The sequence below is a fragment of the Bradyrhizobium sp. genome (genome assembly GCF_016219575.1).
In the GTDB taxonomy this organism is placed as follows: Bacteria; Pseudomonadota; Alphaproteobacteria; order Rhizobiales; family Xanthobacteraceae; genus Bradyrhizobium.
This window is the reverse complement of sequence record NZ_JACRMG010000009.1, coordinates 206,631-220,029: the sequence shown is the minus strand read 5'-3', so window position 1 is coordinate 220,029 and position 13,399 is coordinate 206,631. Positions and strand designations below refer to the sequence as shown.

The window sequence follows — 13,399 nt, the reverse complement described above, 5'->3', positions numbered from 1 at the left end:
CGGTACAGTTTTTGTTTTTGTGTCGCTGGCACAAATGCAAAATGGCCGCGGATTTCTCCGCGGCCTGTTGCAAGAGGTTCGCTTGTCAGTAGCGGCCGGTGCCGATACCGACGCTCACGCCAGGCGCACTGAAGCCGATACCGCCACGCTCTTCATAGCCACGGCGCTGGACGTAGCGATCGCGGCGAACATCGCTTCCGTATGACTCGCGGAGGATCATGCGTCGATCAGAGCGCTGACGCCAGCAGCGGCCGTATTCATCACATACCATGCGGACGTTCTGGACATTGCCGTCAGGGGCAGCCAGCCGGTTCACCGCGAGCGGTGCAGCCGTTGCGCCAGTCACGAAGAGTGCACTCGCGCCCACCGCGAAAGAGATTGCTATCTTGTTCATTGTGTTCTCCAAACGCGGGGTTGTGAAACCTCAGCGGCCTTGTCGGCTGGCGGCTGACCAATCCCATCGCGCCAGGGGATCACTTCACAACGGGCGCGGCGACCAAGGGTTCCGCGAATTCAACTTATATTTGAGACAGGCCAGACCGATGGTCGCTGGCGCGGTGGAGTTCTGGCGCGGCAAGCGTCAATCAACCCCCTTTTCAGGGCTTTGCTATGGTTTTGACGCCAGATCGCAATTTAAACCAGAAATAGAAGCTTCGGCCTCTTGAGCAGCTTCGTCCCTTGTCGGCGTTGGACGCCAGGGATCGCGGCGTATCGACGCTGCCGACGCTCGCCAGCAAGCCGCTTGTGGATTTGCCGCGCGAGAGGAACAAAGGTTAATTTAACCCCGCGTTAACGGGATTCTTTAGCTCTTTAAGGCATCGCTTAACGATTTCGGCCCACAGATAGATAATGCAAAAGTCCGCGCGGTTCGTGGGCGCAATTGTGTTGTCTGATGAGTAAACCCGCTGAAAAGCCTGAAGTTGTCCAGCTTCCGGCCGAACCTGCCCCCGCTGCGCCCGTCAATGCGCGGCGCGTGGCGGCACAGCGGGTCCGCGAGGCGCGCGACCGGTTAACGTCAACCAGCGGCACCCGCCCCGCCTTCGACACGGAACTGCTCCGGCAGTACGCACAAACACGGATGTCGGCGTCCTTCGTCGTCATGCTGCTGGTGGTGGCGACCGGCGCGCTGTTCGGCTTCTGGATGCAGCCGGTTTCCGCAGCGGCCTGGACCTGCGGCATGCTCTGCATCCATGCCGCGATCATTCGCAGCTGCGCGCGCTTCCTCGCCGAACCTGCCTCCCTTCCCGCGACACGCAAATGGCGCACGCGTTTCGTCTTGCTCGATCTGCTCTACGGCCTGACCTGGACCGCGATCCTGATCCGCCCCGCCGGGCTCGACGTCGCCTCCAACACGCTGATGATGTTCCTGATGCTGCTGGTCATCGCGGTGTCCAGCATGCTGGCGGCGAGCCTGCCGATTGCGGCGCTGGCGGCTACCGCGCCGGTGACGGCAGCAATCGCGCTCAACTTCATCCTGTCAGGCACGCTCGACAACTACGTGCTGGCGGTGCTGGCGCTCGCCGCCGAAGGCTACTTTGCGCTGCTCGCCCATCGCCTGCACTCGACGACGCTCGCGACGCTGGAGGCGCGGGCCGAAAAGGACGCGCTGATCGGCGAGCTCGAACAGGCCAAGGCGATCTCCGACGAAGCGCGCCACCGCGCCGAGTCCGCCAACGTCGCCAAGTCGCGCTTCCTCGCCCAGATGAGCCACGAGCTGCGCACGCCGCTGAACGCCATCCTCGGTTTCTCCGAGGTGATGAAGAGCGAGATCTTCGGCGCGCACAGCGTGCCCGTCTACAAGGAATATTCGGCGGACATCCACAATTCCGGCGTTCACCTGCTCAACCTGATCAACGAGATCCTCGACCTCAGCCGCATCGAGGCCGGCCGCTACGAGCTCAACGAGGAAGCGGTGTCGCTGGTGAACGTCGTCGCCGATTGCCATCATCTGCTGAAGCTGCGCGCTTCCAGCCGCGGCATCACCATCCACGAGGTGTTCGAGCACGGCATGCCGAAGATCTGGGGCGACGAGCGCGCCATCCGGCAGATCGTGCTCAACCTCTTGTCCAACTCGATCAAGTTCACGCCGCAGGGCGGCGAGATCTGGCTCAAGGCAGGCTGGACCGCATCCGGCGGGCAATATCTCAGCGTCAAGGACACCGGCTCCGGAATCCCTGAGGACGAGATCCCGATCGTGCTCGCCTCTTTCGGCCAGGGTTCCAATTCCATCAAGTCGGCGGAGCAAGGCGCGGGGCTCGGGCTGCCGATCGCAAAAAGCCTGATCGACATGCACGGCGGCACCTTCACGCTGAAATCGAAGGTTCGCATCGGCACCGAGGTGATCATCACCTTCCCGCCGGAGCGCGTCATGTCGGCGCTCGGGCCGATGACCGAGGAAGCCCCGCCGCTGCAGCCGGAGAACGCCAATGTCGCCGACGAAAAACGCCGCCCGCGCCACAAGCCGATCATGAGCGCGGGCACCGGGCTGTAGCAGCCGGCGCTTGCGCAAGCGCCAAACCATCCTTCACTATGCAAGAATGAGCCAAGAAACGCCGTGTATCGCAGTCTGCCAGATGGACCCCGGAACCAATCTCTGCCTCGGCTGCGGCCGCACGCTGCCGGAGATCGCGCGCTGGTCCGGCATGGACGGCACCGAGCGGCGCGCCGTCATGGCGCAACTCGCATCGCGCATGGCGCAAGCCGGCCTGACGCCGCCGGAGGCGCGCAAGAAAGCCTGATCGCGCCGGCTCTTGCGGGAGCGGCACCATGACCCGCGTCCTGCTCATCCTGCTGTTTCTGGCGGGCACCGCGGGCGCCGTGGTGGCCTACGGCGATCCCGAGCAGATCTCGCGCGCCGGCGACAGCATCTCGCACATGCTGCGGCAGAAGAGCCTGTCGGCACCGCCTCCGGTGCAGATCCCGCGCGGCCAGAGCGGCGAATTCGCACTGAAGGCGAAGATCAACGGCGTCACCGCACCGATGGTGATTGATACCGGCGCAACATCCGTCGTGCTGACCTGGGAGACGGCGAAGGCAATCGGCGTTCCCATCGAGATGCTCGAATACAATGTCGATCTGGAAACCGCCGGCGGCCACACCAGGGCGGCGCGGCTGACGCTGGATCGCCTCACCGTGGGCAAGCTTACAGAGAAATCAGTGCCGGCGCTGGTGGTGCCGCGCGGGCACATGAAGACCAATCTGCTCGGCATGAGCTTTCTCGACCGGCTGGAGAGCTGGGGCGTGCGCTCCGACAGGCTGTCGCTGCACGGCTATCCCGAGCACTCACGCCGCAAGTGAGGCGGCCTCGCGCTCGCGGACCAGCGCGACCGCATCGCGCAGCACGTCAATGCCCGCCCCGCTCCTGACGCCATGTTCGGCGAGATGCCGGCGGAACGCGCGCGCGCCGGGCACGCCATGGAAGGCGCCGACGAAATGCCGCGTGATCGCGTGCAACCGCGTGCCTGATGCGAGCTCGCGCGCGATATAGGGCGTCATCGCCTCGAACACGTCCTTCATCGATGCGTGCGGCGCCGTCTCGCCGAACAGTTGGGGATCGACCGCCAGGAGCCGCCACGGGTCCTGATAGGCCGCACGCCCGAGCATGACGCCATCGACATGCGCCAGATGCGCCTTCGCCTCCTCGATGCTGCCGATGCCGCCGTTGATGATGACGGGCACATCGGGGAGCGCAACTTTCAGCCGATAGACGCGCCGGTAATCGAGCGGCGGGATGTCGCGGTTCTCCTTCGGCGACAGCCCGTTCAGCCAGGCCTTTCGCGCATGCACGATCAGCGCATCGGTGCCGGCCGCGACCACGCCGCGGGCGAGCGTATCGAGGGCGGCTTCCGGATCCTGGTCGTCGATGCCGATCCGGCATTTTACCGTGACCGGAATCTTCACCGCCTGCTTCATCGCGGCGACGCATTCGGCAACCAGCGCCGGCTCCGCCATCAGGCAGGCACCGAAGCGGCCGTCCTTCACGCGGTCGGAGGGGCAACCGACATTGAGGTTGATCTCGTCATAGCCGAAATCCTCGCCGATCCGCGCGGCCTCTCCGAGGTCCGCCGGCGACGAGCCGCCGAGCTGGAGCGCCACCGGATGCTCGCTGGCATCGAAGCCGAGCAGCCGGGCGCGGTCGCCATGGAGGATGGCGCCGGTGGTCAGCATCTCCGTATAGAGCCGCGCCCGCCGCGTCATGAGGCGATGGAAGACGCGGCAATGCCGGTCGGTCCAGTCCATCATCGGGGCGACGGAGAATTTCCATTTCATCTCAATTGCCTAACCGCAGTACCGGCTCAATGCAACCTGATGTTCCTGAAAACGCTGCCCATCCGTCCAACTGAAATGTCGAAAACAACCCCATGCAAAGTAGCTTCACTGGCCAACCCGGCGCGCAGCCTCAGCGCCGCTGGTTGTAGACGTCAAGGCAGACGGCGCCGAGCAGCACCAGGCCCTTGATCACCTGCTGGTAGTCGATCCCGATGCCGAGGATCGACATGCCGTTGTTCATCACGCCCATGATCAGCGCACCGATCACGGCGCCCGCGACCCGCCCGACACCGCCATAGGCCGAGGCGCCGCCGATGAAGCAGGCGGCGATCACGTCGAGCTCGAACCCGGCGCCGGCCTTCGGGGTTGCCGTGTTGAGCCGTGCAGCGAAGATCAGGCCGGCGAGCGCGGCCAGCACACCCATGTTGACGAAGGTCAGGAAGGTCAGCCGCTCGGTCTTGATGCCCGAGAGCTTCGCCGCCTTCTCGTTGCCGCCGACCGCATAGACCTGCCGGCCGATGGTGGTGCGCGTGGTGATGAAGCCATAAAGCGCGATCAGCGCGACCATGATGACGAGAACGTTGGGCAGGCCGCGATGCGAGGCGATCAGGTAGGTGAAGTACATGACCGCGGCGAACAGGATGAAGTTCTTCAATGCGAAGAAAGCGGCCGGTTCGATCTCGACACCGTGGCTTGCAAGCCGGGCGCGGGTCTTGGCGCCGACGTAGATCAGGCCGAGCGCCAGCACTGCGCCGATCAGCAGCGACGTCGGATAGAGCGAGCCGGCATCGGGAAACAGTTCCGGAATGAAGCCGGAAGAGAGCTTCTGGAAGGTCGGCGAGAACGGGCCTACCGACTGTCCCTGCAGCACGGCGAGCGCCAGCCCCTTGAACACCAGCATGCCCGCCAGCGTGACGATGAAGGACGGAATCCTGAAATAGGCCACCCAATAGCCCTGCGCCGCGCCGATCAGGCCGCCGAGCGCCAGGCAGACGATGGTGGCGGGAATGAAATGCACGCCGTACCGCACCATCAGCACCGCGGCGATCGCACCGATGAAGCCCGCGACGGAGCCGACCGAAAGGTCGATGTGGCCGGTGACGATCACCAGCAGCATGCCCAGCGCCATGATCACGATATAGCTGTTCTGCAGCACCAGATTGGTGAGGTTGAGCGGGCGCAGCAACGTGCCGTCGGTGGCGAACTCGAAGAACAGCATGATGGCAAACAGCGACAGCAGCATGCCGTATTCGCGTAGATTGGCCTTGATGAAGCCGGTGTGCTTGCCTGCCCCGGGAAGCATCGCGGTGTTGTCGCTCATGGATGCGCGTCTCCCGGCAGCTTCTGTTCCAGTTTTCGCTCGAGCTCCCTGTCGACCAGCCGCTCGCCCTTGCGCATGATGGCGCGCATGATCTTCTCCTGCGTCGCTTCAGCGCGGCTGAACTCGCCGACGAAGGCGCCCGCGTCCATCACGCAGATGCGGTCGCAGATGCCGAGCAATTCCGGCATTTCCGACGAGATCACGACGATCGCCTTGCCGGCTTCGGCGAGCTCGTTGATGATGCAATAGATCTCGTATTTGGCGCCGATATCGATGCCGCGGGTCGGCTCGTCCAGGATCAGCACCTGCGGATCGGTGAACAGCCATTTCGACAGCACGACCTTCTGCTGGTTGCCGCCGGACAGCTCGCCCGACGCCTGATAGACGTCGGAGCAACGGATGTGCATGCGCTCGCGGTATTCGCTCGCTACCGCGAGCTCCCTGATATCGTCGATGACGCGGCCGGCTGCGACGCGATCGAGATTGGCAAGCGTGATGTTCTTGCGGACGTCCTCGGCCAGGAGGAGTCCGAGCTGCTTGCGGTCCTCCGTGACATAGGCAAGCCCCGCGTCGATGGCGCGGCTGACCGTCGAGAGGTCGACTTCGCGGCCGTTCAGCCGGGCGCGTCCGGTGATCCGGTGGCCCCAGGACCTGCCGAACAGGCTCATGGCGAACTCGGTGCGCCCGGCCCCCATCAGACCGGCGATACCGACGATCTCGCCGCGGCGGACGTGGAAGTCCACGTTCCGGATGACCTGCCGGTCCACATGCTGGGGATGATAGACCGACCAGTTTTCGACCTCCAACGCCACCTCGCCGATCGCGGGCTTGCGCGCGGGAAAGCGATGCTTGAGGTCACGATCCACCATCTTGCGGATGATGCGATCCTCCTCGAAGCCGCCGGCCTCGCGCTCCAGCGTATCGACGACATGGCCGTCGCGCAGCACGGTGATGCGGTCGGCGACGCGGGCCACCTCCCCGAGCTTGTGCGAAATCAGGATCGCGGACATGCCCTGGGCCCGGAATTCGAGCAGCAGGTCGAGCAAGGCCGAGCTGTCGCTTTCGTTGAGGCTTGCGGTCGGCTCGTCGAGGATCAAGAGGCGCACCTGCTTGGACAGCGCCTTGGCGATCTCGACCAGCTGCTGCTTGCCGACCCCGATGTCGGTGACCAGCGTATCCGGCGCCTCGTCGAGGCCGACTTTCGCCAGCAATTGCAGCGACCGCCGGTAGACAGCGTCGCGGTCGATCACGCCCAGCCGCGACGGCGGATTGGCGATGAAGATGTTCTCGGCGATCGAGAGCAGCGGGATCAGCGCCAGCTCCTGATGGATGATGATGATGCCGAGCGCCTCGGAATCATTGATGTCGCGGAAGTGCCGCACCTCGCCGTCATAGACGATGTCGCCGCCATAGCTGCCGTGGGGATAGACGCCGCTCAGCACCTTCACGAGGGTCGATTTGCCGGCACCATTCTCGCCCACCAGGGCATGGATCTCGCCCTGCCGCACGGAAAAGTTGACGTCGTCCAGCGCCTTTGCGCCCGCGAAGGATTTGCCGATGCCGCGCATCTCGAGCAGGGCCGTCATTCAAATTCCCTCGAGGGAGGATAATCCGGGCCCATCGCACCCTGCTCCGCGGCCCCGGTCACGATCCGGCTCAGTTGATCTGCCCCTTCTTGTAGTAACCGCCGTCGATCAGGATCTTCTCCCAATTGGTCCTGTCGACGATCACGGGCTTGAGCAGGAAAGCCGGCACGACCTTCACACCGTTCTTGTAGGTGGTGGTGTCGTTCACTGTGACCGTCTTGCCGCTCAATGCTGCGTCCACCATGTCGGCGGTGACCCTGGCGAGATCGCGCGTATCCTTGAAGATCGTGGAATATTGCTCGCCGCGCAGCATCGACTTGATCGAGGGCACTTCGGCATCCTGACCGGAAACGATCGGCATCGGCATGTTGCCGCTGCCGTAACCGACGCCCTTCAACGAAGACAGGATGCCGATCGAGAGCCCGTCATAGGGCGAAAGAACGGCATCGACTCGTTTGGTGGTGTAAAACGCGCTCAGCAGGTTATCCATGCGCGCCTGCGCGGTCGCGCCGTCCCAGCGCAAGGTCGAGACCTTGTCCATGCCCAGTTGCTTGCTCGCCACCACCAGCTTGCCGCTGTCGAGATAGGGCTGCAGCACCGACATCGCGCCGTTGTAGAAGAAGTAGGCGTTGTTGTCGTCGGGAGAGCCGCCGAACAGCTCGATGTTGAACGGGCCCTTGCCCTCCTTCAGCTTCAGCCCCTCCTCGATCGACTGCGCCTGCAGCACGCCGACCTGGAAATTGTCGAACGTCGCGTAGTAGTCGACATTGGGCGTGTCACGGATCAGCCGGTCATAGGCAATCACGACGATACCCCGGTCCTTGGCCTGCTTGAGCACGTTGGAGAGCGTCGTGCCGTCGATCGCCGCGATCACCAGGACCTTGGCGCCCTTGGTGACCATGTTCTCGACCTGGGAGAGCTGGTTGGGGATATCGTCCTCGGCGTACTGCAGGTCGGTGTTGTAGCCCCGCTCCTTCAATACCTTCACGATATTGTTGCCGTCGTCGATCCAGCGCGCCGAAGCCTTGGTCGGCATGGCGATCCCGACGGTGGGCTTGCCTTGCGCCAGCGCTGCCCCTGACAATGCGACCGAGCCGAGTACCAGGGCCGACAGGGCGGATTTGATGAGGTTCATGTTTCACTCCCAAGCATGTGGCGCCCGTCGAAGCGTGGCCGCGGTCCGTTACCCGCACCCGCCCATCAGGGCTTTCGCTATTCATTTCATGCGCTTATAGACTTCTCAACCCTGGTTTCAGGTCGAATTTCGAAGCTGAAGCCGATTTTTGCCTGTCTCAACGCTGAAGCGATACCGGACGACACCATGAACGACAAACCCCAGGCCCGGTTGCGGCCTCTGCAGGCCAAGGATGTGGAGGCCGTGGCAGGCTTCGAGCGCGAGATTGCAAAGATCTCGTTCCCCGACGATCCCATCACCGATCTCGACTTCTATATCAAGAAGGTGCGGCGGCTGGTCGACGACCGCGGCGCGGCGACCTTCGTGGCGGAAGCCGACGGCGAGGTCGTGGGCTGGGCCTATGTCAGCAAGCGGCAGAATTTCATCACCAAGGAATCCTATGCCGACTTCCACTCCATCTTCGTCAGCCCCTCGCAGCGCGGCACCGGCACTGTCGGCAAGCTGTGCGAGGCCGTCTTCGACTACTGCCGCGAACAGAAATTTGACCGCGTCGTGTTCCGCACCCGCGCGACCAACGAGCCGATGAAGGCGGTGCTGGCGCGCGTCGGTTTTGAGCCGACGCAGATCTTCTACGAGAAGCATTTTTCCGGCGAGAGCTGAGCTGCCGCCGGCGGAAGCCTAAGCTTGATTCGGCGCATCCGCGATACGCCGCGGCACCCGGCTGCGTACCACCTCGCCGGCCGGGCACAGCCGCGCCACGATGGCGTCGATCGCCTTGTCCGCGTCCATGTCGGGATTGCAGAGCAGCGTGTCGATCAGCAACAGCCGGTGCTCTGGCCATGTCGTCAGCACGATATGCGACTCCGCGAGGAAGACGGCGATCGTCAGCCCATGCGGCACGTAGCGCACGGTCGATTCGCCGACGATCGTCGCCCCGACGGCCCTGGCCGCCGCCATGGCGGCCGCCATCAGCGCGTCGGCGTCCTCGATCGATGTCTCGCAAGCGTAGCAATCTGCGAGAACCTGGGTCATCAACATTGCGGGGGCCTGATCTCTGGAGCCGGGGGCAATAGGGTTCGCAGCCTTAATATACTATGGTGGGCGGCGCAAATGACCGGACGCCGGTGCCGGAAGACGGGGAAGTCGGGTTGAAGGACACTATCCTGCAGGACGTCGCGGAAGCGACCTCGCTTCGCGAGGGCGTGGCGGGCGTGGAGGCGCTGCTGCGCGCGGTGCATCGCAACGAGTCCGGACGGCTCGCCGATGCAGCACGCGAGGCACGCCTGCCGATTCCGATTGCCACCGCCATCCGCCGCGAGCTTGAAAAGCGCGGCATCCTGATGCGCCAGCACGGCCTTGCCTTCACCGAGGAGGGCGAGCAGTGGGTTCGCGAGGCGCTCGGCTTCGCCGAGGAGTCGCTTTCGGTCGAGGTTCCCCTGACGCCGCAGGCGCAGTTGCCGCCCGCGCTCGAGCAGGTCGTGCGCGCGATGGAGGCGCATCTGGCTGCTGCGCCGCAGACCGACGTCACCCTGGACCAGGCGCCTTGCACGGCAGAGACATCGGTTCGGCGCGCCGCCCTGCTCTACCGGTCCGGCGCGCTGGAGGGCCGCCGCATCGCGCTGCTCGGCGACGACGATTCGGTCGCGCTGTCCATCGGCCTGTTCGGCCGCCTGCTCGCCGGCCGGCAATTGCCGCGACGGCTGGTGGTGTTCGAGATCGACGAGCGGCGCGTCGCATTCCTTCAGCGCGCCGCGCGCGAGGCCGATCTCGCTGTCGAAATCATCGCTCACGATCTGCGCGAGCCGCTGCCGGCGCAACTCCTCGGCACGTTCGACAGTTTCGAGACCGATCCGCCCTACACCATCGCCGGCGCCTCGCTGTTCGTGCGCCGCGGCGTCGAGCTGCTGGAGCACGGACGCGGCTACGGCATGCTGTCGTTCGGTCACACCTCGCCGCCCGACCGATTGAAGCTGCAGGCGGCGCTGACGTCGATCGGCGTGGCGACCACGGCGCTCTACCCCGCCTTCAACCGGTATGCCGGCGCATCGATCCTGGGATCGACCAGCGAGTTGCATGAACTGGTTGCGACGGGGACCGCTGTCGCCAACGCGCAATGGCACGGGCCTCTCTATACAGCGGAGGTGAATCCGCGCGTCCGTCTGTATCAGTGCACGGAATGCAGGCAGCGCTGGGAGCTCGGCAACGACGACATCCCCGCAACGATCGAGGAGTTGAAGGATAAAGGCTGTCCGGCGTGCGGCAATCACGACTTCCGCCGCACCAGCAAGCGCACGACGCGCTGACTCGCCACTTCTGTGCAACGCCACCGGCGTTTTATGACAGTTATATGACAATTCACACTCGCGATTTTTTGTCGTGACTTGCCGCGCCCTGTGACAGAATTAATACGACTGAGTGTCAGTTCGATTAATTCTGTGGAGCGATGCAATGAGCCTGTGGCGTGCGCGGCAAAATCCCCTGGCGTGGTGGTGGGCGATGCTGACTTTGGTGAGCACCGTCAATATCGCGCTGTGGTTCATGCTTTATCGCGAACTCCGCACCCAGCCGGTCGGCAGCATGGAGCTGATGCTGTTGCTCTGCGCCGCTTATGTGTTCGGCTGTGCCTTCCGCTCGGTGCTGCCGCGCGCGGATGTGCAACGCATCTGCCTGTTCGATACCTGGCTGTCGAGCGTGCTGGTCGGCCGTTCCGTGGCGACGGTCGCCGAGATCTGCTTCGTCGCGCAATGGGCGATCATCCTGCATCAGCTCGGAACGATCACGGGATCGGATACGGTGCTGAACGTCGCGTGGATCATCGTGCCGCTGATCCTCATTGCCGAATGCTTTTCGTGGTACGCCGTGCTGACCACCAACTTCCTCTACAACGCGATCGAGAATTCGCTGTGGGCCGTCGCCTTCTTCCTGGTCGGGATCGGTCTCGTGCGGCTGCTGCCGGAATTCCACGGCCCGGTTCGCGTCGTCCTGGTGATTTCGATCGCCGGCATCGTCGCCTATCTCGCCTTCCTCATTGCCGTCGACGTGCCGATGTATTTCAGCCGATGGCGCGCCAATCATGCCGACGGCAACCGGCTGCTCGGCCTGCTGGAGGGCCTGCGCGACGTCTCAACGCGCTGGGTCAAGACCCACGACATCGCCCACTGGAAGGGCGAGATCGCCTGGATGTCGCTCTATTTCAGCGGCGCAGTGTGGGCGAGCCTTGCGCTTTGCGTCTTCTATTCGCTCGAGGGCGAGCTGCCGCAATACCGCACCGAATCGGCGGCCATCGGCACGCCGGCGCAGCAAGCCGAGGCGACATCCGGCAAGGCCGACGCCGTCCCGGTCGCGCGACGCAGCGAGGCTTCCGTCAGGGCTGCGGCATCGCCCTTCTAGCGCGCAAGCGTGCCGCAAGGCCGTTGACGATCCGCGGCCGGCTGTGATTGAAGTTCGGCATGCGCAAACCCGACACGGCCACCCTCGAGAAGAAAGCAGGCGAACTCGCTGCGCTGATGCGCATGTTCGCCAACGAGCACCGGCTGTTGATCCTTTGCAAGCTGGTCGAGCTGGGCGAGGCCAATGTGGGCACACTCGCCGACGAGGTCGGCCTGTCGGCTTCAGCGCTGTCGCAGCACCTCGCCAAGATGCGTGGAGAGGGTCTGGTCACCTTCCGCCGCGATAGTCAGACGATCTGGTATCGCATCGCCGATCCGCGGATCGACGAGCTGTTCTCGACCCTGCACAGGCTGTTCTGCGGCCGCAGGGGTCGCTGAACCGGCCGCGGTGAGAGACGCGGCCGGCCGGCTCAAGCCTTCCGCGCTTCCCTGGACTCGATCCACCAGAAGAACAATCCGGCACCGACCGCCAGCGCGGCAAACCAGACGGCGTCCGGAATGCCCGTGATATCCGGCAGCCGAACCTTGCCGAGGGTCCAGACGTTGAGCACGTGGGCCTTCAGCCAATCGAAGCTCAGCGCGTAGAGAATCGCACCTGCCACCATGCCCAGCGCGCCGACCAGCGCGTGAATGCTCCCCGACGCGATCGCGCCGAGCGCTGTTCCCGGGCAGTAGCCGTAAACCACCATGCCGACGCCGAACAGTGCGGCGCCCAGCGCGACGCCGAGCATGTTGGCGTCCTTGACGTAGTATTTGCTGTTGCCGGTATCGATCAGCAGCAGGACGCCGATGCCGCCAACCACGATGGCAGTGCCCATTACCTTGAGCACCGTGAAGTCCCGCAGGCGGAACTGGTTCTCGATCACGTTGCAGCTCGTGACCTTGCCACGCTGCAGCAGGAAGCCAAAGGCGCCACCCATCAACAGCGGACCAAAAATCGCCAACATCGTCGTCATCGGGACCTCCTCACGACTTCCGGAACATCAGGGCGGATACGGCAAGCCCGGTGGCGAACATCACCGCCAGGAACAGCCAGCTCGAAAGCGCGAGCTGCAGGCCGCCGGAGATCCCGTGGCCGCTGGTGCAACCGCCTGCCAGCCGCGCGCCGTACATGATGACGACACCGCCAAGGAAAGCCGCAGCAAATCGTTTGATAATGGAGGGCCCGAATCTCTCCTCCCACACCTCGGGGACGAGTTCGAGGCGCCACGTTCCCGACAGCCAGGCCGACAGGAATGCGCCAAGGGGTATGCCGACCAGGAACCAGACGCCATAGTCCCACTTCAGCGGCATGCTCTTCCAGTAGCTGTTCTGCGCGACCCCATCGGCCCCGATCAGCGGGGTGGCGAACCACGACGCGATGCGCGAATAAGCCGTCGTGACGCCGATCGGATCGCCGAATGCCGCAAATGCGATCCAGCTCAGCACCCCTATTCCGGCGCCGACGAGGTAGGGCGACCAGTCGATCCGCGCCGTGCGCGGAAATTGTCGAGCGATATCGTGAGTGAGCGTCGTCACGGGCGTTTCTCCCCGGTCATGCTGTTGCAGCCTATGGCGCGAACTTCGTCGCGCGGCCGTGCAAATCATTATATTCAATAATTCTAATTTAGCAATATCTAAAGTATAGGGGTGAGCCCACACGTGCCGTCGGCGCCGATTGCCTGACGCTCCGCAGTTCACCGGCGATCAAGGCTGCGCG

At 64.1% G+C, this 13,399-nt stretch carries 15 protein-coding genes; 7 read left to right on the top strand and 8 right to left on the bottom strand.

All coding sequences use genetic code 11. From position 1 onward, the window contains the following. Positions 1 to 85: 85 nt before the first annotated feature. The gene (locus HZB49_RS06075; RefSeq protein ID WP_291609607.1) at positions 86 to 394 is read right to left on the bottom strand and encodes a hypothetical protein; all 309 of its coding nucleotides are present in this window, start codon (positions 392 to 394) and stop codon (positions 86 to 88) included. A 498-nt stretch (positions 395 to 892) separates the two neighbouring features. Here HZB49_RS06075 and HZB49_RS06070 point away from each other — a divergent pair, with 498 nt between their 5' ends. From HZB49_RS06070 to HZB49_RS06060, 3 genes are read left to right on the top strand one after another with little or no spacing between them, the layout of a single operon-like run. After that, positions 893 to 2,491 carry a HAMP domain-containing sensor histidine kinase gene (locus HZB49_RS06070; RefSeq protein ID WP_291609606.1) on the top strand — a complete coding sequence of 533 codons (1,599 nt, stop codon included), beginning with the start codon at positions 893 to 895 and terminating at the stop codon, positions 2,489 to 2,491. 46 nt (positions 2,492 to 2,537) lie between these two features. Then, positions 2,538 to 2,738 (top strand): DUF1289 domain-containing protein, encoded by a 201-nt coding sequence (locus HZB49_RS06065; protein ID WP_291609605.1) that lies wholly within the window; start codon positions 2,538 to 2,540, stop codon positions 2,736 to 2,738. A 28-nt stretch (positions 2,739 to 2,766) separates the two neighbouring features. After that, a complete protein-coding gene (locus HZB49_RS06060; RefSeq protein WP_291609604.1) occupies positions 2,767 to 3,297 on the top strand; it encodes a TIGR02281 family clan AA aspartic protease in 531 nt (176 codons plus the stop codon). Here the strand turns inward: HZB49_RS06060 and dusA are convergent. The 4 genes from dusA to chvE all read right to left on the bottom strand — a co-directional run bounded on the left by dusA (position 3,283) and on the right by chvE (position 8,311). Then, the gene (gene dusA / locus HZB49_RS06055; RefSeq protein WP_291609603.1) at positions 3,283 to 4,269 is read right to left on the bottom strand and encodes a tRNA dihydrouridine(20/20a) synthase DusA; all 987 of its coding nucleotides are present in this window, start codon (positions 4,267 to 4,269) and stop codon (positions 3,283 to 3,285) included. The genes HZB49_RS06060 and dusA overlap by 15 nt on opposite strands. 130 nt (positions 4,270 to 4,399) lie before the next feature. Then, the gene (gene mmsB / locus HZB49_RS06050) at positions 4,400 to 5,590 is read right to left on the bottom strand and encodes a multiple monosaccharide ABC transporter permease (RefSeq protein ID WP_291609602.1); all 1,191 of its coding nucleotides are present in this window, start codon (positions 5,588 to 5,590) and stop codon (positions 4,400 to 4,402) included. After that, positions 5,587 to 7,176 (bottom strand): multiple monosaccharide ABC transporter ATP-binding protein, encoded by a 1,590-nt coding sequence (gene mmsA, locus HZB49_RS06045; protein WP_291609601.1) that lies wholly within the window; start codon positions 7,174 to 7,176, stop codon positions 5,587 to 5,589. Before mmsA ends, mmsB begins: the two co-directional genes overlap by 4 nt. A 70-nt stretch (positions 7,177 to 7,246) precedes the next feature. Beyond that, entirely contained in the window at positions 7,247 to 8,311 is a 1,065-nt protein-coding gene (gene chvE / locus HZB49_RS06040; protein WP_291609600.1) for a multiple monosaccharide ABC transporter substrate-binding protein, read from the bottom strand. A 186-nt stretch (positions 8,312 to 8,497) separates the two neighbouring features. On the opposite strand from chvE, the gene HZB49_RS06035 reads away from it, so the two are divergent. Beyond that, positions 8,498 to 8,971: a GNAT family N-acetyltransferase gene (locus HZB49_RS06035; RefSeq protein WP_291609599.1), complete on the top strand. Its 474-nt coding sequence runs from the start codon at positions 8,498 to 8,500 to the stop codon at positions 8,969 to 8,971. An 18-nt stretch (positions 8,972 to 8,989) separates the two neighbouring features. Here the strand turns inward: HZB49_RS06035 and HZB49_RS06030 are convergent, their stop codons facing one another. Then, positions 8,990 to 9,343, bottom strand: coding sequence for an S-adenosylmethionine decarboxylase (locus tag HZB49_RS06030; protein WP_291609598.1), 354 nt, complete (start codon positions 9,341 to 9,343; stop codon positions 8,990 to 8,992). A gap of 116 nt (positions 9,344 to 9,459) precedes the next feature. Between HZB49_RS06030 and HZB49_RS06025 the strand changes: the two genes are divergently transcribed. From HZB49_RS06025 to HZB49_RS06015, 3 genes are all read left to right on the top strand, one after another. Beyond that, positions 9,460 to 10,614 carry a bis-aminopropyl spermidine synthase family protein gene (locus tag HZB49_RS06025; protein ID WP_291609597.1) on the top strand — a complete coding sequence of 385 codons (1,155 nt, stop codon included), beginning with the start codon at positions 9,460 to 9,462 and terminating at the stop codon, positions 10,612 to 10,614. A gap of 145 nt (positions 10,615 to 10,759) precedes the next feature. Further along, a complete protein-coding gene (locus HZB49_RS06020) occupies positions 10,760 to 11,701 on the top strand; it encodes a hypothetical protein (RefSeq protein ID WP_291609596.1) in 942 nt (313 codons plus the stop codon). Between the two features lie 59 nt (positions 11,702 to 11,760). After that, positions 11,761 to 12,078 carry a metalloregulator ArsR/SmtB family transcription factor gene (locus HZB49_RS06015; protein WP_291609595.1) on the top strand — a complete coding sequence of 106 codons (318 nt, stop codon included), beginning with the start codon at positions 11,761 to 11,763 and terminating at the stop codon, positions 12,076 to 12,078. A 32-nt stretch (positions 12,079 to 12,110) separates the two neighbouring features. On the opposite strand, the gene HZB49_RS06010 is transcribed toward HZB49_RS06015, so the two are convergent. Together HZB49_RS06010 and HZB49_RS06005 are read right to left on the bottom strand one after the other, a co-directional pair. After that, the gene (locus HZB49_RS06010) at positions 12,111 to 12,656 is read right to left on the bottom strand and encodes a YeeE/YedE thiosulfate transporter family protein (RefSeq protein ID WP_291609594.1); all 546 of its coding nucleotides are present in this window, start codon (positions 12,654 to 12,656) and stop codon (positions 12,111 to 12,113) included. 10 nt (positions 12,657 to 12,666) lie between these two features. After that, the gene (locus tag HZB49_RS06005; RefSeq protein WP_291609593.1) at positions 12,667 to 13,287 is read right to left on the bottom strand and encodes a YeeE/YedE thiosulfate transporter family protein; all 621 of its coding nucleotides are present in this window, start codon (positions 13,285 to 13,287) and stop codon (positions 12,667 to 12,669) included. Positions 13,288 to 13,399: the final 112 nt, after the last annotated feature.

Coding starts and splice junctions, on each gene's coding strand:
- HZB49_RS06075 (WP_291609607.1), bottom strand. CDS start 394: ATGAACAAGATAGCAATCTCTTTCGCGGTGGGCGCGAGTGCACTCTTC.
- HZB49_RS06070 (WP_291609606.1), top strand. CDS start 893: ATGAGTAAACCCGCTGAAAAGCCTGAAGTTGTCCAGCTTCCGGCCGAA.
- HZB49_RS06065 (WP_291609605.1), top strand. CDS start 2,538: ATGAGCCAAGAAACGCCGTGTATCGCAGTCTGCCAGATGGACCCCGGA.
- HZB49_RS06060 (WP_291609604.1), top strand. CDS start 2,767: ATGACCCGCGTCCTGCTCATCCTGCTGTTTCTGGCGGGCACCGCGGGC.
- dusA (WP_291609603.1), bottom strand. CDS start 4,269: ATGAAATGGAAATTCTCCGTCGCCCCGATGATGGACTGGACCGACCGG.
- mmsB (WP_291609602.1), bottom strand. CDS start 5,590: ATGAGCGACAACACCGCGATGCTTCCCGGGGCAGGCAAGCACACCGGC.
- mmsA (WP_291609601.1), bottom strand. CDS start 7,176: ATGACGGCCCTGCTCGAGATGCGCGGCATCGGCAAATCCTTCGCGGGC.
- chvE (WP_291609600.1), bottom strand. CDS start 8,311: ATGAACCTCATCAAATCCGCCCTGTCGGCCCTGGTACTCGGCTCGGTC.
- HZB49_RS06035 (WP_291609599.1), top strand. CDS start 8,498: ATGAACGACAAACCCCAGGCCCGGTTGCGGCCTCTGCAGGCCAAGGAT.
- HZB49_RS06030 (WP_291609598.1), bottom strand. CDS start 9,343: ATGACCCAGGTTCTCGCAGATTGCTACGCTTGCGAGACATCGATCGAG.
- HZB49_RS06020 (WP_291609596.1), top strand. CDS start 10,760: ATGAGCCTGTGGCGTGCGCGGCAAAATCCCCTGGCGTGGTGGTGGGCG.
- HZB49_RS06015 (WP_291609595.1), top strand. CDS start 11,761: ATGCGCAAACCCGACACGGCCACCCTCGAGAAGAAAGCAGGCGAACTC.
- HZB49_RS06010 (WP_291609594.1), bottom strand. CDS start 12,656: ATGACGACGATGTTGGCGATTTTTGGTCCGCTGTTGATGGGTGGCGCC.
- HZB49_RS06005 (WP_291609593.1), bottom strand. CDS start 13,287: ATGATTTGCACGGCCGCGCGACGAAGTTCGCGCCATAGGCTGCAACAG.